Genomic DNA, 26,437 nt, shown 5'->3' on the forward strand with positions numbered 1-26,437 from the left:
ACAGATTATGCAGAAATCTGGCCAATTTCGCTGTTTAATTCCCTAAGTTACGGCCCTTAGGCGACGGATTGTCAGGCGATTGGTGTATACTCAGGCCATTATTTGTGCGTTATAACCTGTGGTGATGAGATTGATAGGCTTTTTTAAAAAATTAATGGGCTCCGGGACTGATAAGCCCTCCAAGCAAGAAACTGCGGTAAAGACCCCGGAGAAGTCGGGTGGTGATAAAGGTTCCGGTCCACGTAAGCACCCTCGTGACCGCCATCAGGATCAGCGCCAACGCAATGCGCGCAATCAGCACGCCAAATCCGATCATGGCAAATCCGATCATGCAAAGGCAGAACAAACCGAAAACGCGCCCCGGTTCGAAAAACCGCGTCAGGCCAAACCCGAAAAGCAACACCACACTAAGCGCCCTGTAAAAGTTGATCACGGGCCTTGGGATATTTCTGAATTTCAGGTGGAAGCAATCGACGGTAAAACCCGCTTCCATGATTTTGATTTGGAATTGCCTTTGCTGCGCGGCATTGCGGCGCTGGGTTTCAAATATTGTTCTCCTATACAGGCGCAATCCTTACCCCATGCACTGAAAGGCAAAGATGTGGTGGGCAAAGCCCAAACCGGTACTGGAAAAACGGCCGCGTTCCTTACCGCAATTATCGATGACCTGTTAAAAAACCCCATTACTGAAAAACGTTATGCCGGTGAAGCGCGCGCATTGGTAATTGCACCTACGCGCGAACTGGTAATGCAAATAGCGGAAGACGCCAAGGCACTGTGCAAGTATACGGATTTAAAAATTCATACGCTGGTAGGTGGAATGGATTACGCCAAGCAACAGCGCCATCTGCACGAAGATCTGGTGGATATTCTCGTGGCGACTCCCGGTCGCTTGCTGGATTTTTGCGGCAATAAAGATGTGTATCTGGATCAACTCGAAGTATTGGTTATTGATGAAGCAGATCGCATGTTGGATATGGGTTTTATTCCGCAAGTGCGCCAAATTGTTCGCCAGACTCCCAAGCGGGAAGAGCGCCAAACCTTATTCTTCTCTGCAACTTTTACTGACGACGTGCACAACCTGGTACAACAATGGACTTACAAACCCGTAACCGTTGAAATTGAGCCTGAGTCAGTGGCCAATGCCCGTGTTGATCAACATGTGTATCTGGTATCCACCGAAGAAAAATACACGCTGCTCTACAACCTGATTCAACAGGAGCACGCGGAGAGCATGATTGTATTTGCAAACCGTCGCGATGAGTGTCGCGATCTTCATGAAAAATTGTTGCGTCATGGTATTAAAGCCGGATTGTTGTCGGGTGAAATTACCCAGAACAAACGTGTCTCTACGTTGGATGCGTTTAAAAACGGCGAGATCAAAGTGTTGGTAGCTACGGATGTGGCTGGCCGTGGGATTCACATCAGTGGCATCAGCCACGTCGTGAATTTTACCTTGCCGGAAGAGCCGGAAGATTACGTGCATCGCATCGGTCGAACCGGCCGTGCGGGTAAAACCGGAACCTCAATCAGCTTCGCGTGTGAAGATGATGCGCTGCGACTGGAGCCGATTGCGTTGTTGCTGGGTAAACCGATTAAGTGCGAGCAACCACCGGAGCCGTTATTGCTTGAGCCGCCAGCATTGTCGCCCGCGCCTCCGCGTGCACGTAGCAATGAACGCTACACCAATCGCTCAGTGGGCAATCGCCCTGGCGGAAACCGTAATCGTCGTCCGCGTCACTGACTTTTCGTAGTAGCGAACACGCGCGTTAACATATGAATGAATTGCCCGGCCAATGCCGGGCAAATTATTTTTACCGGATGGTTTATGTCTGCTGCATCACCGGCTAAATCTGCATTGCTAACCTTGCACTTCGGCGCCTTTATGATGGGCGCTACCGGATTGTTTTCCAAACTTATTCAACTCCCCGCGTGGGATATTACCGGTTACCGCACCTGGATTGCGGCAGCGGTTTTGTTTATTTGGGTGTGGTGGCGCGAGCGCAATATTGCGTTAAAAGCCCCGCGCGATTACGGACGCATGCTGGTGTTGGGTGCCTTACTTGCGCTGCATTGGGTTACGTTTTTTTACTCGATGCAAGTCGCGAACATCGCGGTAGGAATGATTTCACTCTACGCCTATCCGGTAGTGACCGTTTTCCTCGAACCCTGGATCAAGCGTACCAAACTCGATTGGCGCGATGTGCTGAGCGGAATGTTAGTGCTCTGCGGTATTTATTGTTTGGTGCCGGAATTTGATGTGGATAACAACACGACCCAGGGTGTGATTTGGGGAGTGGTTTCAGCGGTGACCTTTGCAGTGCGCAATTTATTATTGAGCTATTGGTTTAGTAACCAATCCGCCGCGCGCTCCATGAGTTACCAGGTGTTGATCGTCGCATTACTAATGACCCCGGTGCTGTTTCTGTCGAATCATCAACCCAGCGAAAAAGATTGGTGGTTGTTAATTTGTTTGGGCATTATTTTTACCGCCGTTACTCATACCCTCTTGGGGTTTTCGCTGCGCTATTTGAAAGCTAAAACTGTCGGGTTAGTCGCTTGTTTGCAACCGGTCTACGCGGTGGTATATGAAATATTTTTACTTCACGAAATTCCCGACAGCGGCACTTTAATTGGCGGGGCCATTATTATGGCGGCGGCGATTTATGAATCGGTCCATGAGCACCATAAAACCCACTCGACTTAACTTCATATATTGGATAAGTCTCCGCTATTAGAATTCAACTAAACTTCTGTTTGTCTCTGGAGGTTTTTATGAATAGCAAATCCTTAATGCCGGTTGTATTTGTTCCCCACGGTGGCGGCCCTATGCCCTTGTTGGGTGATGCGAGTCATCGCGAGCTCACTGTCTTTATGCAAAATCTTGCACAGGATTTACCGGCTCCCGCTGCAATTTTGGTGGTTAGTGCTCACTGGGAAGAAGCGCAAGCGAGTATCTCCAGTGGTGCGCAACCGGCAATGATATTTGATTACTACGGATTCCCCACCGAAAGCTATGAGTTTCGCTACCCGGCACCTGGCAGCCCCGCATTGGCTGAAACGGTTGCGCAGTTATTACGCGCAAAAGATATTCCGCTAAAGCTGGATAACCAGCGCGGTTATGACCATGGTACTTTTGTGCCGCTCCTCTTGAGTTATCCGCGTGCGGACATTCCAGTGGTGCAGCTGTCGTTACTGCAATCGCTCGACCCGGCAGCCCATATTGCAATGGGCGAAGCCATTGCGCCATTGCGCGAACAGGGCGTATTGATTCTTGGCTCGGGTATGTCTTTTCATAATATGCGCGCCTTTTTTTCGCCCAGCCCAACCGTAAAAAGCAAAAGCGACGGATTTGATCAATGGTTGAATAACACCCTGACCAGTCCTTCGTTAGAGTATGCACAACGAGCGGAACAATTGGTTAATTGGGTGCATGCACCCGAAGCGCGTTTTTGTCACCCGCGTGAAGAACATTTGCTGCCCTTGCATGTATGCGTTGGTGCAGCAAAAGCATCGCCCTGTGCGCAACGTAATTTTGGCGGTTATCTGCTGGGCACGAAGGTCAGTGGGTTCCTCTGGCAATAATTTGGCGTCCGTGCGATTTTGGCGCATTTTATTGATTCTTGACTACACTCAATAATTATTCACACTTAATTAGCTGTGAAAAAATTATTGAGAGTCTCTTCTAATGAAAAAAATTCTCGTCGTTGAAGACAGTGAAATGGTAATGAAGGTGCTGCGTCATTTGGTGCAGTCATCCGCTTTGGCGTATGAGGCTGTCTATGCCACTAGTTTGGTTCAGGCCACCAGTTTGTACGAGCAAAGCCCGCAAGATTTTTTTGCGGCGCTCGTGGATTTAAATTTACCGGATGCACCTAACGGCGAAGTCGTTGATTTTACGCTCAGCAAAAAAATTCCCACCATTGTCTTAACCGGCAGTTATGACGAGAAACGACGCGAGCAATTGTTCAATAAAGGCATAGTGGATTATGTGACTAAAGAGGGACGCTACGCTTATAGCAAGGCTATTGGGATGATCAACCGCCTGGAGAAAAATCAACATATCAAAGTGTTGGTGGTGGACGATTCGGATATGTCGCGCAAGCACGTGAGCAATTTGTTTCGTCGGCATTTGTTTCAGGTGTTGGAGGCAGTTGATGGTGTTGATGCCATTAAAGTACTGCTGGAAAACCCGGATATTAAATTAGTGTTTACCGATTACAATATGCCGAAAATGGATGGTTTTGAATTAGTGCGCAACCTGCGCTACAAATACGACAAAACCGATTTGATTATGATAGGTGTTTCCGGCGAGAGTAGTGAGGCACTCTCTGCGAAATTTATCAAGCACGGCGCCAATGATTTTCTGCGCAAGCCCTTTCACCCGGAAGAATTTTACTGCCGTATTATCCACAATATTGAATCGCTTGAATTGATTGAGCAGATTACCTACAACGCGCAGCGCGACCATTTAACCGGGCTTTTCCATCGCTCTTATTTCTTTAATGCTGCGCGTGAACTTTATCGCCAGGCAACGGAAAAAGCATCGCCCTTGTCATTGGCGGTTATCAATATTGATCATTTCAGCCAGGTGAACGAGCAACATGGAAACGCCTGGGGGGATGTTGCACTCAAACATATTGCCAGTAGTTTGCACAATATGCTCGGCCGATTTTTACTGGCGCGCGCCGATAGCGATGACTTTTTTGTGCTCATGCCGGGTTTGGATCATGAGAAAGCAGCCGCTTTTTTAGCGAAGGTGAAGCAATTATTATCCGCAGAAACCTGCAGCATTAATGGTGTAGACACCCATTTCTATTTTAGCGCTGGTATTTGTGATCAGCTCCATCACAGCCTTGATCAACAATTGGCCCAGGCAAATATCTATATGCACAGGGCGAAAGAAGCGGGTGGCAATATGATAGTGGATGATGGTGACGAATAAGCCAGCTTCTTGCTCTGCTCTTCCTTGACCTCCGTTTTTCTGAGGTCTCCCCCTCAAACAATCAATTGGATCTCTCGTTGCGTCAGAGTCATAGTGATCGGGTGAAAGGCGGCACTATGAGTTCCGCCAAAATATCTGGTCGTTGATTCGAGGAGTTTCCAATGATTGCTAAAAAATATACCTCTTTTGTATTTTCTTTTTTTATGGCGTTGTTGATGTCCGGGATTATGTCCCTGGTAATTAGCCTGTTTAATTTGGGTTTGGTTGATGGCATTGCGCAGCGCTGGTTACATGCGTGGGTCTTTGCTTTTTCAGTGGCGTTGCCAACCATTATTGCGGTGACACCGTTGGTGCGTCAGTTAGTGGCAAAAGTCGTTCGCGACTAGTCATCGAACCGGACGATTTGGCTAGGCCAACGCGGAGAATCCTATGTACAACCCAAGTGAATTAATGTTTGCCATACTCGTTGTAGGTGTTGGAGCGACGCTGGTAATGGATTTGTGGGCGCTGTTTTTAAAACGCGTGCTGGCAGTCCCTTCGTTGAGCTATTGTCTGGTAGGACGGTGGGTTAGCCATATGGCGACGGGTGTTTTCTGGCACACTAAAATTAGTAATGCCGATGTGCGCGCGGGTGAATGTGCGCTGGGGTGGGTAGTCCACTATTTAATCGGAATTGCTTATGCCGCAATATTGTTAGTGCCGATGCAAGGTGTGTGGTTGAGCTGGCTTGATCAGGCACCACTGTCGGCATTCTCGATCGCTCTGCTATTTGGATTGACCACCGTTGTCTTTCCATTTTTTATTATGCAACCGGCATTGGGGTTTGGTATAGCAGCTGGTAACAATCCTAATCCCGTGCAAGCACGCCTGAAAACCTTGGTGACTCACAGTGTTTTCGGTGTGGGACTTTTTGCGGCAGGGTTCATCTACCAATGGTTACAACCTTAGCTGAGCGTGTTGTTGAAGTAATTTTCAAAATAGTGGAATTCAAATGGAAATTTATCAGCTAAAAACCTTTGTCACTATTGCGCGAGAGGGCAGCATCACGCGCGCTTCTGATAGCCTGTGTTTAAGTCAACCGGCGGTGAGTTCTCATATCAAGGCGTTGGAAGAGGAGGTGGGATTTCATTTGTTCGAGCGCAATGCGCGCGGCATGAGCCTCACCCCCCAGGGCGCCACATTGTTGTCGAGCGCTGAACGTTTGTTGGCATTGCACCGGGAGATGGTAGAGCAGGCCAAGCGTATCCGTCAGGGGCTGGGCGGGCAAATTCGTCTGGGCTCAAACCGCGCGCCCAGCGCCTTGCTATTAGGGAAATTACTCAGCCATATTGCTGAAAATGTTCCGGATGTCGATGTGCATGTGCAGTACGGCAGTTCAATGGAAATCGAACAGGCGATAATAAATGGCGAATTGGATGCGGGCTTTTTTTCAGATTCCGGATCGCACAACAGTGAGTTGTTGAAATACCCGGTAGACAGTTTTGGTGTTTACCTTGCTGCCCCGAGTGGATGGGTAATTAATCCGGCTGAACCGGATTGGGACACCTTGGCCAAAATGCCCTGGATTTGCCCGGCGCCGCAAAGCTGTTGCGGAAATGTTGCCGAGCAATTATTTCAGCAGCACCAATTTCGCCCGGCCAAACAAATTAATGTAGATCACGAAAAAGTAACGCGCAGTTTAATTGCCGGTGGCGTAGGCTTGGGGCTGTTGCATGCTGATACTGCGCTGGATGCGAGTGCGAAAGGCGAACTGGTATTGGTTGGCGAGGAGCAGCGAAAAGTGCCGGTATATTTTGCCGTGAGATCAGTGCGGCAACAGGAGCCCCTGATTGCCGCACTACTTAATTACCTCAACACTTCAATTTAATGCAAATTGCGCTGTGTTAGTTAGTGTTGAGTGTTTTGGATAATACAACTCTGTAATTTCCCGTACTTGCATTCCCCGTACTCGCGTCACGAATTAGCACCGTAATCTTTCCTGCCTGAGTTGGAGACAGATTGAGAAGTGTCGCCGTGTTTTGATTCCAACTTTGCGTGAAATAGGTACCATCCGGATAGTAGAGAGTAATCCTTGGAATGAAACTATTGTTATCAAGGTCGGTAATAGTGATGCTGATTTTTTCACTCAGCGACACTGAAAAGTGGAATGTGTCTATATCTCCTTTGTCGATAAATCCGAGCAGCGCTCCGCCGTTGAATAACTCTCCCAGCTCAATGGCTTGAGGTGCCTTGGCGTAATACAAATGGTAATTGCCCGTGCTGGCGTTGCCGGTACTGGCATCGCGAACAATCACTGTGTAAGTTCCGGTTTGCGTCGCAACGACGCTATCGACTACCGCCACATTCTGGCTCCAGCTTTGTGTCAGGTAAGTACCATCCGGTTTGTAAATAGTTACCCAGGGTATTAAGTTCGTGTTATCGACATCAGTGACATTAATGTTGATTCGCTCGTTGGCATTTGCGGAAATTTGATAGGTATCGATATCGCCTTTGTCGATAAACTCGGCACGTATTCCCCCGTTAATTAAATCGCCCAATTCAAAGGCATTAGGGGCTTTGGAATAATAGAGGTTGTAATTGCCGGTGCTGGCGTTACCGGTACTGGCATCGCGAACAATCACTGTGTAAGTTCCGGTTTGCGTCGCAACGACGCTATCGACTACCGCCACATTCTGGCTCCAGCTTTGTGTCAGGTAAGTACCATCCGGTTTGTAAATAGTTACCCAGGGTATTAAGTTCGTGTTATCGACATCAGTGACATTAATGTTGATTCGCTCGTTGGCGTTTGCGGAAATTTGATAGGTATCGATATCGCCTTTGTCGATAAACTCGGCACGTATTCCCCCGTTAATTAAATCGCCTAATTCAAAGGCATTAGGGGCTTTGGAATAATAGAGGTTGTAATTGCCGGTGCTGGCGTTGCCAGTACTGGCATCGCGAACAATCACTGTGTAAGTTCCGGTTTGCGTCGCAACGACGCTATCAACCACCGCTACATACTGGCTCCAGCTTTGCGTCAGGTAAGTACCATCCGGTTTGTAAATAGTTACCCAGGGTATAAAGTTCGTGTTATCGACATCAGTGACATTAATGTTGATTCGCTCGTTGGCGTTTGCGGAAATTTGATAGGTATCGATATCGCCTTTGTCGATAAACTCGGCTTGTATTCCTCCGTTAATTAAGCTTCCTAATTCCACGGCATTAGGTGCCTTGGAAAAATAAATTTTATAGGCGCCAATACTGGCATTGCCGGTGCTAGCATCGCGAACAATCACTGTGTAAGTTCCGGTTTGTGTCGCAACGATGCTATCGACTACCGCCACATTCTGACTCCAGCTTTGTGCCAAGTAAGTACCATCCGGTTTGTAAATAGTTACCCAGGGTATAAAGTTCGTGTTATCGACATCAGTGACATTAATGTTAATGCGTTCATTTGCGTTGGCTGCAAAGGTGTAAGAGTGCTGTTGCTGTGGAAGAATAATTGCGCTGGATACTACTCCACCATTCACTAACGAATCGGCGTTGCTAAATGTGGAAAAAGGGGTTAACAGCAGAACGGTAATGTAAAGGATAATTTTTTGTGGCGAAAAATGGCGTTGATAATTAGGTGCAAGTGAGCGTAAAACAGAAACGCAGAAATTTGAAATTGACATGGAAAATCCCTCCAATAGTGAAACCCTGAATGTCGGTAAATCGCGTAACGAAGGAAGTGCTGGTAATATTACGAAGGCGTTGTTGTAAGGTTTGGTGTCAAAACCTGGTGTCAGTAAAAGCAACAAAAACGGCGTGCCTGATTAAGATTTCATAGGCCCGTGACAATTCGATGAAATTTAAATTGCTGCTAAGGATTTAAAATTATGGAAACTAAGTCAAATAATTAAACGAGATATGTAATTCGCTGCGTATAGCCTTATTCGAGCGAAAGGCGGTAGGTCGGGTATGGCGCAGAAATATGCCCACCGCTTGGGCGCGGTGGGCAAGAAATGTTAAACACTCAAATACCGCTGCACCAATCCATCATTCAAATCAGCAATCGGCCCAGTGGCCACTACGCTGCCTTTTTCCATAATGAAAAAGTCGTCGGCAACACGGCGGGCGAAAGGAAGTTTTTGCTCAACCAGTAATACAGTTAAACCTAATTCGCGATTCAGTTTGCGAATGACTTCGCCGATGTCCCGCACAACATTTGGCTGAATTCCTTCGGTGGGTTCATCCAATATTAGCAGTTGCGGGTCCAGTACCAGTGCGCGGCCAATGGCGAGTTGTTGTTGCTGGCCACCGGATAAATCACCACCGCGTCTGTGCTTCATTTCTTTTAGCACGGGGAATAATTCATAGATCAACCCGGGAATAAAACGCGATTTATCTTTGCGCGCCCCGAGCGATATCTTTAAATTTTCTTCCACGGTTAGCAGTGGAAATATTTCGCGGCCCTGAGGTACAAAACCAATGCCACCGCGTGCGCGGTTTTCGGTAGACAGTTTGTTGATGTCGTAACCGTTTAGTTGGATGGAACCGTCGCGCACGGGCAATAAACCGGTAATGCATTTAAGCAGGGTGGTCTTGCCAACGCCGTTGCGACCAATCAAACACCCGCAGGTGCCTTTCTTCAGGTTAAGCGATAAATCCCACAGGATATGGCTTTGGCCGTAGTATTGATTGATATTTTTAATTTCCAGCATCTTGATTCACTCTTCGGCGTGTTGCCGCTTTTTCCGGATAATTACTCGCCCAAATAAACTTCAATGACTTTGGGATCATTTTGCACCTGGTCCATAGTGCCTTCGGTTAAGACCGAGCCTTGATGCAGTACCGTGACCTTGCGTGCAATGGAGCGAACAAATTTCATATCGTGTTCCACCACAATCACCGAATGCTTCCCCGCGAGTGACAACAACAGCTCAGCAGTTTTTTCGGTTTCTTCGCCCGTCATACCGGCAACCGGTTCGTCCACCAACAACACGCGCGGGCTTTGCATCAGTAGCATGCCGATTTCCAGCCATTGCTTTTGCCCGTGAGAAAGGGACCCGGCATTTTTGTAGCGATGCTCCGCCAATCCGATTTGTACCAGTACTTCGTCGATGCGATATTTCTGCGCACTATTCAATTGTTGGCTCAGCGTCCACCAAACGCGCTTGTCGGCCGCTGTCGCCAGCTCCAGATTTTCGTAAACCGTCAGCGCTTCGAAAATCGTCGGTTTTTGAAACTTACGGCCTATACCACCGCGTGCGATTTGATGTTCAGATAGTTCGAGTAAATTAATTTGCTGACCAAAAAAAACGCTGCCAGCATCGGGTTTGGTTTTCCCGGTAATCACATCCATCATGGTGGTTTTACCGGCACCGTTTGGGCCAATAATGCAGCGCAATTCACCTTCATCAATATAGAGGTTCAAATTATTGAGTGCGCGAAAACCATCAAAACTGACCGTGACGCCCTCAACGTACAATATCGTTCTATGGCTAGTATCCAGTGGTGCACCGAAATTCGGGTCTTTCATTCCGATGGTGCGTTGATCGCGAGAAAATATATTCATTACACTGGCTCCTTGGCGGCAGAGTCTAACGGCGAACTATTCTCTTCCTGCGCTTTTGGCGTGGTTTCCACGGCAGCGGTAGGGGTAGCGCTATTTCCTTTTGCGTTTAGGTTGTCGGCGGATGCCTTTTTACCGCGGTTAAATAAGCCCACCAAACCTTTTGGCAGCACCAGTGTTACAACCACAAAGAGCGCGCCTAATGCAAATAGCCAGGTTTCCGGTGAATAGGACGTGAACAAGGTTTTACCGTAGTTCACCGTAAATGCACCCACGATGGCACCGAATAAAGTGCCGCGCCCGCCGGTGGCAACCCACACGACTAACTCAATGGAATTGAGTGGGGAAAATTCACCGGGGTTGATAATGCCGACTTGCGGTACGTAGAGTGCACCGGCAATTCCGGCGAGAATGGCGGAAAATACAAACAACCATAATTTATAAGATTCAACCTGATAGCCGCAAAAACGTGTGCGACTTTCTGCATCGCGAATGGAGACAATAATTTTTCCCATGCGCGAAGTCACAATATAGCGACAGGCGAGGTAGGCAAGCATTAGCATAAATCCTGATGCGAGAAACAATGAAATGCGTGTGCCGTTAGCGGCGATAGGGAAACCGAGAATATCTTTAAAATCGGTGAGTCCGTTGTTGCCACCGAAACCCATTTCGTTGCGGAAAAAGGCAAGCATTAATGCGTAGGTTAATGCCTGGGTGATAATCGACAAGTAAACACCGGTAACCCGCGAGCGAAACGCCAGCCAACCAAATACAAACGCGAGAACACCCGGAATTACAATAATCATCAGTAACGCAAACCAGAACATGTCGAAACCTTGCCAGTACCAAGGCAATTCTTTCCAGTTCAGGAACACCATAAAATCCGGCAGTATTGGGTCACCATATTGGCCGCGCGGGCCAATTTGCCGCATAAGATACATGCCCATCGCATAACCCCCCAGCGCAAAAAAAGCGCCGTGGCCGAGCGATAAAATGCCGCAATAGCCCCAGATTAAATCCACTGAGAGCGCGAGCAATGCGTAGCATAAAAATTTACCCAGCAATGTCACCGTAAATGTGGAAACATGCAGTGCAGACGTTTCCGGCACTAATAAATTACAAATAGGCACAACTATCATTGCCAGGAGTACCAGCCCCAGCACAATCATGCCACCGCGATCACTGAGTAATAAACGTTGGGTTAACATTTTTTTCTCTCTTTATTAAATCTTACTGTAGGTTGGTGGTGAGCTTGCGAACCCCAACATGACCATGTTTCCAAATAAACCAAAATGAATAATGTGCGTTGTATTTTTTTATTCCAGCAATGTGCGTTTTGCAATTGCGAATGTTGGGGTTCGTTCCTCACCACCAACCTACATGAGCGCTCCGGTTCCTCCCCTTTTTAAGGGGAGGTTAGGTGGGGTTGCATCTCCTCCCTTTTTAAAAAGGGGAGGCCGGGAGGGATTAATTAATCCGCAGCAGCTCTGCCTTTCTGCGGAAATATTCCTTTCGGTCGCTTTTGGATAAACAGAATCAACAACACCAGTACCAACACTTTTGCGAGTACCGCGCCGGCGTAAGGCTCCAAAAATTTATTGATAATGCCGAGGCCCATAGCGCCGACTAGTGTGCCCCACAGATTACCCACGCCGCCGAATACCACCACCATAAAGGAGTCGATAATGTAGGCCTGGCCGAGGTTTGGGCCGACGTTAGTTAATTGCGAAAGAGCAACGCCGGCGATGCCAGCAATGCCAGAGCCCAAGCCAAAGGTCATGGCATCTACCCAGTTGGCACGCACACCGACTGCACGCGCCATGGCGCGGTTTTGGGAGACGGCGCGGACTTTTAAGCCGAGCGAAGTTTTTTTCAGAATGACCAACAATGCAAAAAACACCAGCAAACCGAAAATGAAAATATACAAGCGGTTGTAGGTAATGGAGAGCACCGGGTTGATCTCCATGGAGCCACTCATCCATGCTGGCAATTCCACCGCGCGATTGAGCGGAGAGAAAATGCTGCGGGCTGCTTGCTGCAAAATCAGGCTGATACCAAATGTCGCCAGCAGGGTTTCCAATGGGCGGCCGTATAAAAAGCGAATCACTCCGCGCTCAATCGCAATCCCTACCAAACCGGCGACGATAAATGCGGCGGGAATGGCAATCATCAAACTGTAAGCAATTTGATTGGGAAACATTTGTTGCACTACCCAGGTTACATAGGCGCCGATCATCATCAACTCGCCGTGTGCCATATTAATTACGCCCATCACACCAAAGGTGATGGAAAGGCCAATGGCGGAGAGCAGTAGCACTGACCCCAAACTCAGACCAAAGAAAATGTTTTCCGCGAGGCGAAAGGCGGCAACGCGATCATCAATCGCACTCAGCGCCAATTGCGCCTGGAGTTTTACTTTTTCGTCAGCATCGTTGCTCGCGATTTCACTTAATGCGGTGCGTACTTCTTGCTGTAAGCTGCCGCGCAGAATTTGTATGGCATCCAGACGAACTTGCTGTTCCGTGCTTTGCAGGTTGAGTAGGGCAACGGCGCTGGCAATGGCATCGCGCACATCGGCATCCGGCTCAGTTTTTTGACGCTCTTGTAAAAGCGCGATTGAGTCTTCATCGACACCATCGGCAATCATCCGCTTGACCGCATCCAAACGAATGGCGGAATCCTTGTGATTTAAATTGAGCAGCGCGAGGAGTGTACGCAATTGGGTGCGCATGCTGTTGTTGATCGGGACCCGTTTTATTGAATCCGAATCCCCCGTGAATTTTTCGCCGCTAATGGCATCGGTATAGCTGTCGCCGTTGGCGATGGCAACGCTGGGGTTGTCGCCTTTGCTGGCGTAGAGGTTGCCGGTTTGCAGGGCTTCTATAATCTGTGCGGTGCGCGGGTCATCCAGCGCCGCTAATTTTTTTGCGGTTTGCGCGCGCGCGGGCAAACTGCCTTGAGTCAGTGCTTTAACCAGTTTGTTAAATTCTGGTTCTACGTCAGGGCTTGAATCACTGATAACGCTATTTGCCGAAGCCTCGGCGACTGATTGTTCAGCGTCTTGCGAAAATACCGAGGCTGAAACGCAAATTGATACCAGCAATATCAATTGCATTTGCCATTGACCCAACGGCTTAATTAAATTTCGCATAGTTTCGTCTCGTTAAATCCAATATTTTTGGCGTCTTTGTGGTTGGAAAAGAATAGTGGCTAGTTTCAGGTGCGATTCTTTTCGTCCGCCAGAGTATTTTTTTAATTTCCTCCCGAGTGAGGGGCCCGGGAGGAAATGTATTGCGAAGCGTTTTAGCGAAGTATTATTGCGCTGCAGCACCTAAACATTTTTTGGTTTTGGTGTTGTAGTTACCGCACTTCAATTTGATCCAATCAGATTCCAGATCTTTTGAACCTTCGAGGAAGTCAGACCATGCATCGCCTGGAACCAGAGAATCGGTTTTGGATACGGTGAGGAATTGACCATCTTCCTGAATTTCGCCAATCAATACGGGTTTGGTGATGTGATGGTTTGGCAACATTTTGCTTACGCCGCCAGTCAGGTTAGGCGCTTCTACACCGATGATCGCATCAACCACTTTATCGGTATCGGTAGTGCCGGCTTTCTCAACCGCTTTAACCCACATGTTGAAACCAATGTAGTGAGCTTCCATTGGGTCGTTGGTTACGCGCTTTGGATTTTTGATAAAGGCTTTCCATTGTTTAATGAAAGCGGCGTTAGCGGCATTGTCTTCACTCATGAAGTAGTTCCATGCAGCCAAGTGACCAACCAGTGGCTTGGTGTCGATACCAGAGAGTTCTTCTTCACCCACAGAGAAGGCAACTACCGGGATATCTTCTGCCGTTACTTTTTGGTTACCCAGTTCGCGGTAGAAAGGCACGTTAGCATCGCCGTTGATGGTTGATACCACGGCAGTTTTCTTGCCAGCAGAACCAAAACGTTTGATATCAGACACAATGTTTTGCCAATCGGAATGACCGAAAGGGGTGTAGTTAATCATGATGTCTTCTTTGGCAACGCCTTTCGCCATCAAGTAGGCTTCCAGAATTTTGTTGGTGGTACGTGGGTATACATAGTCGGTACCGGCCAGTACCCAGCGCTTCACTTTCATTTCCTTCATGAGGTAATCAACTGCCGGAATCGCTTGTTGGTTTGGTGCTGCGCCTGTGTAGAACACGTTGCGTGACGATTCTTCACCCTCGTATTGCACCGGATAGAAAAGTACGCCGTTCAATTCTTCAATTACGGGCAGAACGGATTTGCGCGATACGGAAGTCCAGCAACCGAAAATAGCGGCTACTTTGTCTTTGGTTAACAGTTCACGGGTTTTTTCCGCGAACAGTGGCCAGTTGGACGCTGGGTCTACTACCACGGGTTCGAGTTTTTTGCCGAGCAAACCGCCTTTTTTGTTTTGCTCTTCAATCAACATCAACATGGTGTCTTTCAGGGTTGTCTCGGAAATTGCCATAGTCCCGGAAAGCGAGTGCAGAATGCCCACTTTAATAGTGTCTGCGGCTGCCGCACTGAATGAGGCTATGGTTAAGCCGGCAGCGATACCGAGTGCCCCGACGTGTTTTGCTATTTTCTTCAGCTTCATGGGTCTTGCTCCTAGATGGTTTTAATGACTCAGTGGTTGTAGTTAGTGATGCTCAAAATATTGAGTGCTCACGTTTCCGGTAACGCCTTAACGCGAATAGTGGGTGACTGTGTTTCTTCCCTAATCACTTTTTAACGACTTTGCTCGTCAATCGTGTTGTCACTCTCATTTTCTTTATTGCGATTTTTCTAGTTTGTTGCTTTTGATGTTGCTTTATAGTTGTACTAACTTCTTCGACTTGTTTACTGCTTGCTTCTTAACTCTTTACCTTACTGATTAATGGGGGTTTTGCTGCTGCGCCTCATAAAGCATATGCAGCGTAATTTTCCGTACTTCGGCCTTGCTCGCTTCAATGTGCGTTTTCAAATAGCTTTTAACATCGTCCGCACGCCGTTCCATAATGGTACGCAAAATTTTTGCGTGCTCGTCGTAAGTCGCTTCGATGCGGTTGCGCTGGGTAAAATCGATCCTTCGAATAATGCGCAAGCGCTCGGTAATTTCATGGTGGATACGGGCCATTTCCCTATTGCCAGTTGCTTCAATTAATTGTTCGTGAAAGCGTTCATCCAGTGCGCAGACTGTAGGGCCATCTTCCAGTCGCTCCTCCGGTTTTACCAGCCAGGTATTTTTTAACACTTCCAAATCCGGTGCTGGTTCCATTTCACACAGTTTTTTTACGGCGGCCAGTTCTAAAATAATGCGCACATCATAAAGTTGTTCAAATTGTTTGAAATCAAACGGCTTTACTTGCCAGCCGCTACGAAAGGATACATCCACAAAACCTTCGCGTTGTAAACGGGCCAAGGCTTCTCGCACCGGTGTTCTACTCGCTGCCACTCGATCGGCTATTTCATTTTCACTAAAACGATCGCCCGGCAATAAACGGAACGAAAAAATATCGTCTTTAATGGTTTGATAAATCCGCTCGGTTAAATTGGTGCGCGGCTCTTCGGCTTTCTTTTTTGTCTTGTCGTGTTTGACCATTTTCATATCGTTTACCGTAGGTTTTGGCGGGCCACGCAAGCTGAGCGAAGCGAACCGCAACATGACATTGCTCATCATTTTCGCGTTGCTTGTGTTGGGGTTCGTTCCTCACCGCCAACCTACAAAGTGCGTTAAGTTAATCCGCCTCCAACACCACCAACAAATCTCCTGCATTCACCTGTTTGCCGGGTGCTACGTGAATCGCACTGACTTTTGCACTGCGATCCGCGTAGACAGAAAATTCCATTTTCATTGCTTCCACAATTAACAAGGGTTGATCCGATTCAACCTGTTGGCCCGGCTCCACCAGTAGCTTCCAGATATTGCCGCTGATGTCTGCCGTGATCGCATGACCGTCGACTTCGATGGGGCCAGTGTTAATTTTGGCTTGTAGTGCTGCATCCACGTTGGCGGCCTCATCGGCTTGCCAAAGCGCAACTTCACGGGTGAAGGCGGCTTGTTGTTTTGTTTTAAATTCCGCAATGCTCGCGGCGTTTTCTTGTAAGAATTTTTCATGCTCGGCGAGACTGAAAAAATCCTCTTCTATGCGCAGGCTCAAACGGCCTTCGCGGAACGCTTCACGTTGTGCGGTAAGCTCTTCTTCGCTGACTTCGTAATAGCGCACCCGGTCAAAAAATTTCAGTAACCAGGGTTCACCATCTTTGAATACGGGGTTTTTCAAAAATTTATTCCAGATGGGCAGGGTGCGGCCAACCAATTGATAGCCGCCGGGTGAATCCATACCGTAAATACACATGTACACACCACCAATACCCACAGTGCCTTCGGCGGTGTAGGTGCGGGCGGGGTTGTATTTTGAAGTAAGTAAACGATGGCGCGGATCAACCGGAACTGCGCAAGGTGCACCCAGATACACATCACCCAAACCCAATACCATATAGCTGGTTTCAAACAGAATTTGTTTAACTTGGCCGATGGAATCGAGGCCGTTAATGCGTCGCATAAACTCAGTGTTGCTCGGTAACCAGGGCGCTGTGTCGCGCACAGATTGGCGATAGCGAGATACTGCATCCAGTGTTGCGGAATCTTCGAAGGCCATTGGCAAGTGAACGATACGACTGGGCACTTTAATATCGCGCGCATCGCCCAGGGTTTCTTCAATTATCAATAAGCGATTAATCAATTCGCGCTGGTGAATGACACGGCTATCGTAATTAATTTGCAGCGAGCGCACACCGGGGGACAATTCAATCACGCCGTCAATGGGGGCTGCTTTTAGTGCTTCCATTAACGCGTGCACACGCAAGCGAAAACTTAATTCAAGGATGTTGTCACCGTATTCAAGCAAAATATATTTGTCGCCGGCTTGGCGATAGCTCACCAGCGGACGGCTGCCGAGTGGTGGCAACGAAGCAACGACACATTCAGAGAGGGTATTTTCCGGAACAACAATTGGGGCGGGCAATACCGCCGGTTGCACGCCCAGATTTTCAATGGTGCGATCAATCGATAATTCCATCGCCAGCGCAGTATCAAAACTCAACCGCTTGAAGCGAATTTTATCGCCGGGTTTTACCTGGCCGACTTTCCACAACTCGGCTTTAACAATAGTGACCGGGCAAACAAATCCACCCAGACTTGGGCCATCTTTGGTGAGGATGACCGGCATGTCGCCAGTGAAATTAATTGAACCGATTGCGTATTCAGTGTCGTGAATATTGGAGGGATGTAAACCGGCTTCGCCGCCATCACTGCGCGTCCAGGTTGGCTTGGGTCCATTCAAGCGGATGCCCAAACGGTTGGAGTTGTAGTGCACTTCCCAAGCGGTGGAGAAAAACATGTCAATCGCATCGGTGGTGAAAAAATCCGGCGCGCCGTGCGGGCCATAGAGCACACCAATTTCCCATTCATTGGTGCCTTCGGTTTTCAGAAAGTACGGCGGAATTAAACTTACCGGCGCTGGAGCTGCTTCATAAACGGGTGCTGGCGTTGTACAGGCGGCAATCGCCGGGTTGCTGATGGGCAACATATCGGTTGCGCGCAGGGTGCGACCGGCGTGACCGCCAAATTGGCCAAGGGCAAAGGTGGAGCGGCTGCCGAGATAAACGGGCACGTCGAAACCATTACGCACGGCGATATAGCCGCGACAACCTTGTTCGGCTTTGCCAATATCAAGAATTTGTCCGGCTTTAATGGCTACCGGTTGCCAGAAGGGAATTATTTTTCCATCAATTTTTGCCGGTGAATTTGCACCGGTGAGTGCGATAACAGCATCGCTGTGGAATTTTAATTTTGGACCAATAATGGTGTATTCGAGCGCAGCGGCACTTTCATGGTTGCCGACAATGCGATTGGCCAAACGAAATGCGTAATCATCCATTGGGCCAGATGGCGGAACACCTATGCTCCACAGGCCTACACGGCCTGGATAATCCTGTACGCTGGTGTAGGTGCCTGGCTGCACAACTTCCACGACCGGTGGCAAATATTTAAAACTGGCGAGTTTATTGGTAGCTACATTACCTGATGCAAAAAAATCTGACGCAATAATTTGACGCAAATAATCCAGATTGGTCGCGATTCCGGCTGCGCGTGTTTCATTCAATACAGCGCCCATTTTTGCGATTGCATCGGCGCGGTCTTTGCCATGCACAATAATTTTGGCAATCATCGGGTCGTAGTAGGGTGATACTTCAGTACCGGTAGATACCCAGGTATCAATACGCGCTGAATTCGAAAATACTACATCGGTTAATACGCCGGGCGAAGGTTGGAATTCGCGCACCGGATCTTCCGCGTACAAACGCACTTCAATGGCGGCGCCTGTGGGATTGATGTCGATATCCAGTTTTGGCGGAGTACCCGCTGCAGTGAGAATCATCCACTCAACTAAATCCACACCTGTGCAGGCTTCGGTGATGGGATGTTCTACTTGCAAGCGGGTATTTACTTCGAGGAAATAAAATTCATCGCGCGCTGGGTCGTAAATATATTCAATGGTACCGGCGGAACGGTAGTTTACCATTTTGCCCAAGCTTACCGATGCGGCGAGTAATTTATCGCGTGTTGCGGCTGGTAAGTTTGGCGCTGGCGTTTCTTCAACGACTTTTTGGTTGCGACGTTGCAGTGAGCAATCGCGTTCACCCAAGGCCAACACATTGCCGTTGCCATCGCCAAATAGTTGCACTTCTACGTGGCGGGCGTTATCCACAAAGCGTTCGAGGAATACGCCTGAGTCGCTAAAAAAGTTTTGGCCTAAACGTTTTACGCTGTCGTAAGCATTAATTAATTCGGCTTCATTGTTACAACGGGTTAGGCCGATACCGCCACCGCCTGCCGTGCTTTTTAACATAACGGGGTAGCCAAGGGTTGCCGCTGATGCGATAGCTTCTTCAACGCAATCCAATAAGCCCGTGCCGGGCGTGAGCGGTACACCAGCTTGTTCGGCGAGTTCGCGTGAGGTGTGTTTCAAACCGAATTGACGAATTTGTGCCGGCGTTGGGCCGCAAAAGGCGATACCTTCAGCTTCGCACTGCTCACAAAATTTGGCGTTTTCAGAAAGAAAGCCGTAGCCCGGAATAATTGCTTGCGCACCTGTTTCCTTCGCGGCAGCGAGAATTAAATCTGCTTTCAAATAACTTTCTGCTGCCGTATTTCCGCCCAAACAGATTGCTTTATCGCAGGCTGCCACATGCGCTGAGTTTCGATCTGCATCTGAATAAACAGCAACGGATTCAATACCCATTTTTTTCAGGGTCTTGGCGATGCGTACCGCGATTTCCCCGCGGTTGGCGATTAGTACGGTTCTTAACACACTTCTTCTCCGACTGTAATTTTAATCCCCTCCTTGCCTCCCCTTTTTCAAAGGGGAGGAAGTCTCCAGCGAGATTTTGTGTCGCTTCACCTTCATATCGTTGAAGCAATATTTTCGCTGTTTCTCACTTGCTACAAAGTGAGAGTCCAACTCCCTCCCTTTGAAAAGGGAGGGCCGGGAGGGATTTTTATTTCTGTAGTGATTTGATATACGCGCGCCAACCGCCCAAATGGGTAATGTCCTTCGCCCCTGTCACTGCTGCACCTTCGCAAATAAATCCTTTTACTTCGCGCTCATCAATTAACGTCAATGTTCCTATGCCCAGCGGAGCAGGAATCAGTGCGACAAAACTGCCGAAGTGTTGAACGGGCACATCCCATAATTCCACGATAATTTCTGCGCCTTCGGTTTCTGTACGAATTAAACCGGGTTTGGGTGGCGTGGTATTGGGTAACGCATACAGGCGATAATTTTTTGCGGTGAATGTACTTTCAACAAACAATGCGTTGCGCTCTTGCAATTGCACATTCAGCGGCATGCCGGTCAGATGAGCACCCACAACGGCGAGCCGCACATAACCTTTTGGTGATTCGGTAGTAGTAACTGGTACCGCTTGTTGTTTGTCGATAGCCCCCAAAGTTAATTGGGTTGCCGCATGCCATTTTTTTCCAAAAGCGAGCAGTGCGGCATCTTGCCAGGCGGGCGCAATTAGCGTTACGCCAAAGGGCAAACCATCAGTGCGCATTGCGGCAGGTAAAGCGAGTGCGCAACAATCAGCGAGATTGACAAAATTGGTATAGGTTCCCAGTTGGCTGTTAACGCCGACGGGATCCGCAGCGACCTCTGCAATTGTTGGATGACGCGGTGATGTAGGAACTAATAACGCATCAAAGCTGCTCATTAATGTTTGAATTAATCGCGCGAGATTAGCGCGTTGATATTCTGCGCGGAAACAATCAGTCGCTGAAAAATTTACCGCTTTTTCTACAATCGAACGCACCACCTCATTCATGTCGCTCGCGTGATCTTGCATAAATTCGCTGATCGCCGCGTGACGCTCAGCCACCCAAGGGCCGCCGTAGAGCAATTGCGCGAGGTTAAACATGGGCGTGAAATCAATGGCAGTTAATTCCGCACCAAGTGCGCGTATTTTCTCAAGCGATAATTCCCACGCCGCTTGTGCCTGAATATCACCAAACCAGTTGGGTGCGGCGGGAATTGCAAAGCGGGGGGTTGCCGAAAAATACGTCGCAGCGGCAGGCGCTTTGCGCGAATAGCCATCGGCTGTATCAAAACCCTCGATTAACGAAGCAACCAGTTCTGCATCATCAAGCGTTAATGAAAAAATCGAAACACAATCCAGACTGCGACAAGCGGGCACAACGCCTTGGGTACTAAAGCGACCCTTGGTCGGCTTCAAGCCAACAATATTATTGAAGCCGGCGGGCACGCGGCCGGAGCCGGCGGTATCGGTACCTAAACTAAAGGGCACAATTCCATTGGCGACAGTTGTGGCTGAGCCGGAGCTGGAGCCGCCAGAAACATATTCCGCTTTAAAGGAATTGGGTACTGCGCCGTAAGGGGAGCGTGTTCCCACTAACCCTGTGGCAAATTGGTCGAGGTTGGTTTTGCCCAACACGATGGCACCCGCCGCTTTCAGACGCGCAACGCTGGTCGCATCTGTTTCAGGAATATAGGTAAATGCGGGGCAAGCGGCAGTAGTAGGAATGCCTGCCACATCAATATTGTCTTTTACCGCGAAAGGCACAGCGAAAAGCGGTAGATTTTTTGCATCGGTAGTTTTATTCAGTAGTAGCGCATCCAGTTGGGCATCCAACTCAGCAGCGGAGACAATATAAATCCAGGCAGTATCGGAGCTACTCAATTGATTGCGCAGGCTGTGTAAAGCCGCGCGCGCATCCAGCCCCTGGTGGTAGGCCGCCAGCCATTCAGAAATAGTCCAGCCAGTGGTTGTTTGACTTGGTAACTGCGTCATTAAAGTTCCCGCTAAAAATCTTAAATACAATCTTGGATACAAGTTTGTATTCAGCAGAAACTGTGCCAAGTAAAAATCAGCTTTACCGGTTCCCGCTGTAAAGAGCACAAAAATCTTTATATTCAATGAGTTAAATGACGTAGGTGCGCCTGTGAAGGCGGCTGGCACCGGGTGTTTTTAACAAAAACCTATGCGCTGAAGTTGTGCGGTTAAATTTTTCTTGCGAGCCAAATTGGTGCGAAGAGCGGCGGCGATTAATGGCGATTCCAATTGAGGGCTCAAGATTGCCGTAAATATTGGGGGGCTCAAGTGAAGAAGGTTGCGCCTGACAAGGCGCAACTTTTTAAAGTCGGTGATCGATAACGGAAATTGCCCGGTTAAATACTTTTAAACCTCGTCAGGATTTCAGCACAATCCTGACTTGTTTTTAGCAAGTGCTGTTGATTCTCTGACAGGTTTTTTTGGATTGTGTCTAACAATTGCGCGCCTTGGCTATCACCTTCCGCTAACTTCATCACTGCCAGTGTCAAACCAGCGGTGTAGACAATATTGTTGTTGCGCTGGAAAGTTACGGCGTCCAGCAGGATCAGGTTGACCGCATTTAACGCCGCAAGGTACGCCATAGATTCTTTGCAGTTTTTCTGATGGGTATCTCCATCTGACTCGTTACCCTGCTCCATCTTAAGCTCCGTGAGATTCAGATTTTAATTGCTCCAATTGCGCGGTTAATGCATCAATTTGCGCTTTTAGTTGTGCATATTGGGTTGGATCTGCCGGTGCGCCCTCAGTTGCACCTACTCCTCCATTGTTAAACAACTTGGTAACCCCCAATGTTGTGGCGGCCTGGTAGGTGACGTTCGCTTGCTGTTGCGCGTAAACGGCATTGGCCGCGGCCATTGCGACGGAATTGCCAATTGTTTGATATAGGCTGCCCATCGCCATTGCAGGAGCTTCAGCAAGTACTTTGGTGTTGGTTATTGTAACGGCATCGATAACTGCGCTATTCACTGCAGTGGGTTGAGTTGATTCAGGCATATAATTCTCCTTTTAGAAGGGTTTGCGGGAGCTGGGAGTTTAGTTGTGTGCTCGGGGTATCGCCAATTACAAGGTATTTCGAGATGGCTAACGAGTGTTTTTACGCCGGATTACCCTAAAATAGTCGGTAACCCAACAATGAAAGTCAGGGATACATCTATGCCAATGAACTGGAGTCAACTGCTCTGCGCCGACCGCTTGGGGAATCGCATTGCCAAACACGAGGAGGGGCGATCGCCTTTTCACTCAGATCACGACAAAATTATTTTTTCCGGTGCGTTTCGTCGCCTTGCACGCAAAACGCAAGTGCATCCGCTTGCGACCAATGATCACATTCATAATCGTATGACCCATAGTCTGGAGGTTGCTTGTGTGGGGCGCACTTTGGGAATTCGCGTCGGTCAAGCGTTAAAAGATAAAGGTGATTTGCCCGCGCAATTTTTACCAACGGATATCGGCGATATTGTGCAGGCAACTTGCCTCGCTCACGATATCGGCAATCCACCGTTTGGCCATACCGGTGAAGACGCCATTCGCAACTGGTTCCAAAAAGAAGGTGCGGAGTTCTTGCGCGATTTATCGCCCTCTGAGCAGGACGATATACGAGTGTTTGAAGGTAATGCTCAAGGGTTGCGCGTACTCACGACATCCGAGTATCACCAGTATCACGATGGAATGCGTTTAACTTACGCGACGCTCGCTTCATCGATTAAATATCCCTGGACCTCGTCGCCTACGGTATTGGGGCAGCGGCCGAAAAATGCCAAGTACGGTATTTTTCAATCAGAAGTTAATTATTTTCACGAGATTGCACAAAAAACCGGATTGATTGAACGCGGCAGTGATTGGTATTGCCGGCATCCATTGGTGTATTTAATGGAGGCGGCCGACGATTTTTGTTACGGCATTATTGATCTGGAAGATGGTTTGGAAATGGGGATTCTAAACTGGACGGAAATCTATGAATTATTGCACCCGGTCATTGCGGATTCTGCGCAGCTGGCGGAACTCGAGCGGCTGTTGAAAAAAGTCAACGACGGTCGCAAGCCGGCGTTGGTCCGCGGTAAAGTCATTGATGCGTTTATCAATTCCGGCACTGCTGCTTTTGTTAAACATCAAGATGCGTTTTTGCGTGGTGAAGTGGAAGGCGATTTAATTTCTCTGTGTGATCCGCGCGTGCGCGATGCGGTACAGGCGGCGAAAGATTTGGCCAAGCGCAAAATCTTTAATCATTCACGTCGTGTCGAATTGGAAATTGGTGCCTATACCGTAATAGGTACGCTGCTCAATACCATTTGCTCTGCAGTTTATGCATCGCTTGGTGAGCAAGCGCAGATGACTTATAAAGACAATCGCGTAATGGCACTGATTGGCGAAAACAACTTCCATCCCCAGGTGAGTAAGCGCGAGCAAAATTATAAGTATCTGGCATTAATGGCGGTGATTGATTACATCAGTGGTATGACAGATAACTATGCGACCAACCTCGCCAAACAATTTAATGGTATGGGTTATTCGCAATATTAAAGATAAAAAATCCCGTTTGAATGCCGGGATTTTTTTATCACTTAAGAAACAGGTCAACAATTGGCGAAGTTATTTCTTGGGTGGAAATGAAAAGAATATTTTAGTCGCCGCGACGCCAACGCCTTTACCTGGTTCGTTGCCGGTTGGATCAAAACCGGTAGTTTCATACTTGGTTCCAGTGATGATTAAGCCGTTGGTGGAAAGTGCCTGCCATGCCAAGGCTTCCTGCTCACGATCCAGATTGGCTTTTTCCAATGAAAGGTCATGAAATTCGCTACTGGAATCGCTGTTGAGAATATTGGCTTTGAAGTAAGGGCAGGGGGTTGTAATACACATTATTCCGGTACTGCTAATGTTCAGGTAGGAACCAACCGGAGTGTTTTTATTGGCACCAACCCAGGCTCCGTTTACCGTCAGTGTTTGCGTTTGAGCGACTGCCTTGCGGACGAGTTGTTTAGTGGTTTTTGGCGTGTTGAGGATGTTGCCGCGCAGGAGCGCTTGCTCACTGCGCATGGCGCTTTCCAGTTCCGCAATTTGCTTGGTTGTTAAACCCAATCGTTTGTAATTGATATAGGCTACATAGATGGTGTTTGGCAAAAGCGCGGATGATTCATAAGCTTCATCTTCAGTTTGCAGCGCCAGGGAATATTGGTTTACCGGTGTTAAATACCAGCCACCGCATAAGGGGAACGCGCATTTGCGGTAGTCGGGTTTAACGGAGTAAGTGACGCCGATTGGCTCTGGCTTAATAATTGTCTGCGCTTGGCTAAAAGGTGCGATCACTGCGACGCCAGCACCCAGAACCGCAATCAGTTTGATGCTACCGGTGCGGGTTAGTTTGAGTAGCGATTGTAGATAGCTCATGGGGAAATTCCTGTTATCTGTGCATGTTATTGTGCGTGTTGTCGGGAAATGTTGTGGCGTAGATGGGTACGCATTTGTGCCAAAAATCAGGTTCGCATTCGGCTGCCGCTGAATGTCACTCCATGCTAAACCTTGCAAAGCTTCCGTTATCAGAGCTTGCCAAATGAAGCGGCACAGCGTTGTAATAATTTGTTACATCTCTAGTAAATTGTGTACGTTTATCCGGTGATTTGAGGTGCGGGGTTTGAAGAGTTTCAGGCGTTGGTTCTTGCTGGTCATGTTGGTTCTTATCTGCCCATTATTCTTTGTTGGTGGGCCCGACGTTTATTCTTCGGCGTTGTTTAACAATCTGTGGAATTACGGGCACGTTATTTTTTTTGCTACAGCGCTACTGTTTGCGCAGCTGGTTCGTCCTATTCCTTTTGGTCGCGCATGGCTTTGGGTAGTGCTCGCTATTTTCATTCTGGGTTTGGTTATAGAGTTTGTGCAGAATTTTGTTGGGCGCGATGCCAGTTGGAGCGATGTGGCCCACAACGTTCTAGGTGCATTTATTGCGCTTTGTTGGGGGCAGCGCGCAACAAATCGACGCTACCTGGTGATTGTGTTGCGCGTGCTGAGTGTTGTTTTCATGTTGCCAATGCTGTGGGTGAGTACGCAGTTGGTTTATGTCGATTGGCAAATGCGCAAGCAGTTTCCGCTGATTAACAGCTTTGAAACAAGTTACGAGTTGCACCAGTTGGCAAATATTGGCGAGCATGTTTCCAAGCAGCAAGTTGGTAATTACATCACCAATGGGCAATTCGCTTTGGCGGTAACCTTGGCGATGGATACTTACTCGGGTATCAAATGGGTCGGCCGTTTTGGGGATTGGAGTCAATACCGATTTTTTGCGCTAGACATTTACAATCCTTCCTCAGAGGCGTTGCAAGTGGTGCTAAAAATTGCAGATTTGCAGCATGATCGCGGTACTAATGCGCTGGATGATCGCTTTAATCGTCGTATTAGTTTGAGTCCCGGTTGGAACAATCTGCGTATCGCGATGGACGATATTCGCAATGCACCTGCCAAGCGGCAGATGCGTATCGAGGAGGTGAATTGTCTGGAGCTTTTTGCGGTGAGCTTGCCTAAGCCGCAATTGATTTACGTGGATAATTTACGGCTTGAATAG

The 26,437-nt window shown here is 48.3% G+C and carries 21 protein-coding genes; 9 read left to right on the forward strand and 12 right to left on the reverse strand.

The annotated features are described in order from the left end of the window. Positions 1-154: 154 nt before the first annotated feature. The 7 genes from rhlB to D0C16_RS21660 all read left to right on the forward strand — a co-directional run bounded on the left by rhlB (position 155) and on the right by D0C16_RS21660 (position 6,812). Positions 155-1,744, forward strand: coding sequence for an ATP-dependent RNA helicase RhlB (gene rhlB, locus D0C16_RS21630; RefSeq protein ID WP_370458226.1), 1,590 nt, complete (start codon positions 155-157; stop codon positions 1,742-1,744). 84 nt (positions 1,745-1,828) lie between these two features. Next, positions 1,829-2,707 carry a DMT family transporter gene (locus D0C16_RS21635; protein ID WP_151034261.1) on the forward strand — a complete coding sequence of 293 codons (879 nt, stop codon included), beginning with the start codon at positions 1,829-1,831 and terminating at the stop codon, positions 2,705-2,707. A 68-nt stretch (positions 2,708-2,775) separates the two neighbouring features. Then, positions 2,776-3,585, forward strand: coding sequence for a class III extradiol ring-cleavage dioxygenase (locus D0C16_RS21640; RefSeq protein WP_191968588.1), 810 nt, complete (start codon positions 2,776-2,778; stop codon positions 3,583-3,585). Positions 3,586-3,688: 103 nt separating this feature from the next. After that, positions 3,689-4,945 carry a response regulator gene (locus tag D0C16_RS21645; protein ID WP_151034262.1) on the forward strand — a complete coding sequence of 419 codons (1,257 nt, stop codon included), beginning with the start codon at positions 3,689-3,691 and terminating at the stop codon, positions 4,943-4,945. Positions 4,946-5,106: 161 nt separating this feature from the next. Next, positions 5,107-5,331: a DUF2798 domain-containing protein gene (locus tag D0C16_RS21650; protein WP_151034263.1), complete on the forward strand. Its 225-nt coding sequence runs from the start codon at positions 5,107-5,109 to the stop codon at positions 5,329-5,331. A 43-nt stretch (positions 5,332-5,374) separates the two neighbouring features. Continuing rightward, positions 5,375-5,893 carry a DUF2938 family protein gene (locus D0C16_RS21655; RefSeq protein ID WP_151034264.1) on the forward strand — a complete coding sequence of 173 codons (519 nt, stop codon included), beginning with the start codon at positions 5,375-5,377 and terminating at the stop codon, positions 5,891-5,893. Between the two features lie 43 nt (positions 5,894-5,936). After that, positions 5,937-6,812: a LysR family transcriptional regulator gene (locus D0C16_RS21660; protein ID WP_151034265.1), complete on the forward strand. Its 876-nt coding sequence runs from the start codon at positions 5,937-5,939 to the stop codon at positions 6,810-6,812. Positions 6,813-6,828: 16 nt separating this feature from the next. Here the strand turns inward: D0C16_RS21660 and D0C16_RS21665 are convergent, their stop codons facing one another. The 11 genes from D0C16_RS21665 to D0C16_RS21715 all read right to left on the reverse strand — a co-directional run bounded on the left by D0C16_RS21665 (position 6,829) and on the right by D0C16_RS21715 (position 22,878). Further along, positions 6,829-8,598 carry a hypothetical protein gene (locus D0C16_RS21665; RefSeq protein ID WP_151034266.1) on the reverse strand — a complete coding sequence of 590 codons (1,770 nt, stop codon included), beginning with the start codon at positions 8,596-8,598 and terminating at the stop codon, positions 6,829-6,831. A gap of 333 nt (positions 8,599-8,931) precedes the next feature. Next, the gene (gene urtE, locus D0C16_RS21670; protein ID WP_151034267.1) at positions 8,932-9,627 is read right to left on the reverse strand and encodes an urea ABC transporter ATP-binding subunit UrtE; all 696 of its coding nucleotides are present in this window, start codon (positions 9,625-9,627) and stop codon (positions 8,932-8,934) included. Positions 9,628-9,668: 41 nt separating this feature from the next. Further along, positions 9,669-10,481, reverse strand: coding sequence for an urea ABC transporter ATP-binding protein UrtD (gene urtD, locus D0C16_RS21675; RefSeq protein WP_151034268.1), 813 nt, complete (start codon positions 10,479-10,481; stop codon positions 9,669-9,671). After that, entirely contained in the window at positions 10,481-11,686 is a 1,206-nt protein-coding gene (gene urtC / locus D0C16_RS21680; protein ID WP_225318805.1) for an urea ABC transporter permease subunit UrtC, read from the reverse strand. The genes urtD and urtC overlap by 1 nt, the downstream gene beginning before the upstream one ends. Positions 11,687-11,949: 263 nt before the next feature. Further along, positions 11,950-13,629: an urea ABC transporter permease subunit UrtB gene (gene urtB / locus D0C16_RS21685; protein ID WP_225318806.1), complete on the reverse strand. Its 1,680-nt coding sequence runs from the start codon at positions 13,627-13,629 to the stop codon at positions 11,950-11,952. A 163-nt stretch (positions 13,630-13,792) separates the two neighbouring features. Continuing rightward, positions 13,793-15,088 (reverse strand): urea ABC transporter substrate-binding protein, encoded by a 1,296-nt coding sequence (gene urtA / locus D0C16_RS21690; RefSeq protein ID WP_151034269.1) that lies wholly within the window; start codon positions 15,086-15,088, stop codon positions 13,793-13,795. Between the two features lie 276 nt (positions 15,089-15,364). Beyond that, positions 15,365-16,078: a GntR family transcriptional regulator gene (locus D0C16_RS21695; protein WP_151034270.1), complete on the reverse strand. Its 714-nt coding sequence runs from the start codon at positions 16,076-16,078 to the stop codon at positions 15,365-15,367. Positions 16,079-16,208: 130 nt separating this feature from the next. Next, positions 16,209-19,847, reverse strand: coding sequence for an urea carboxylase (gene uca, locus D0C16_RS21700; RefSeq protein WP_151034271.1), 3,639 nt, complete (start codon positions 19,845-19,847; stop codon positions 16,209-16,211). Positions 19,848-20,034: 187 nt separating this feature from the next. Next, a complete protein-coding gene (atzF, locus tag D0C16_RS21705) occupies positions 20,035-21,843 on the reverse strand; it encodes an allophanate hydrolase (RefSeq protein ID WP_151034272.1) in 1,809 nt (602 codons plus the stop codon). Between the two features lie 377 nt (positions 21,844-22,220). Next, positions 22,221-22,523, reverse strand: a complete 303-nt coding sequence (locus tag D0C16_RS21710; RefSeq protein WP_151034273.1) for a hypothetical protein — start codon at positions 22,521-22,523, stop codon at positions 22,221-22,223. Between the two features lies 1 nt (position 22,524). Then, complete coding sequence (locus D0C16_RS21715) at positions 22,525-22,878, reverse strand: RebB family R body protein (protein WP_151034274.1); 354 nt, start codon at positions 22,876-22,878, stop codon at positions 22,525-22,527. A gap of 159 nt (positions 22,879-23,037) precedes the next feature. On the opposite strand from D0C16_RS21715, the gene D0C16_RS21720 reads away from it, so the two are divergent. Continuing rightward, the gene (locus D0C16_RS21720; RefSeq protein WP_191968589.1) at positions 23,038-24,405 is read left to right on the forward strand and encodes a deoxyguanosinetriphosphate triphosphohydrolase; all 1,368 of its coding nucleotides are present in this window, start codon (positions 23,038-23,040) and stop codon (positions 24,403-24,405) included. A 69-nt stretch (positions 24,406-24,474) separates the two neighbouring features. Here the strand turns inward: D0C16_RS21720 and D0C16_RS21725 are convergent, their stop codons facing one another. Continuing rightward, entirely contained in the window at positions 24,475-25,269 is a 795-nt protein-coding gene (locus tag D0C16_RS21725; RefSeq protein WP_151034275.1) for a DUF6748 domain-containing protein, read from the reverse strand. A 244-nt stretch (positions 25,270-25,513) separates the two neighbouring features. On the opposite strand from D0C16_RS21725, the gene D0C16_RS21730 reads away from it, so the two are divergent. After that, entirely contained in the window at positions 25,514-26,437 is a 924-nt protein-coding gene (locus D0C16_RS21730; RefSeq protein WP_151034276.1) for a hypothetical protein, read from the forward strand.

The sequence above is a fragment of the Cellvibrio sp. KY-GH-1 genome (genome assembly GCF_008806975.1).
Lineage (GTDB): Bacteria > Pseudomonadota > Gammaproteobacteria > Pseudomonadales > Cellvibrionaceae > Cellvibrio.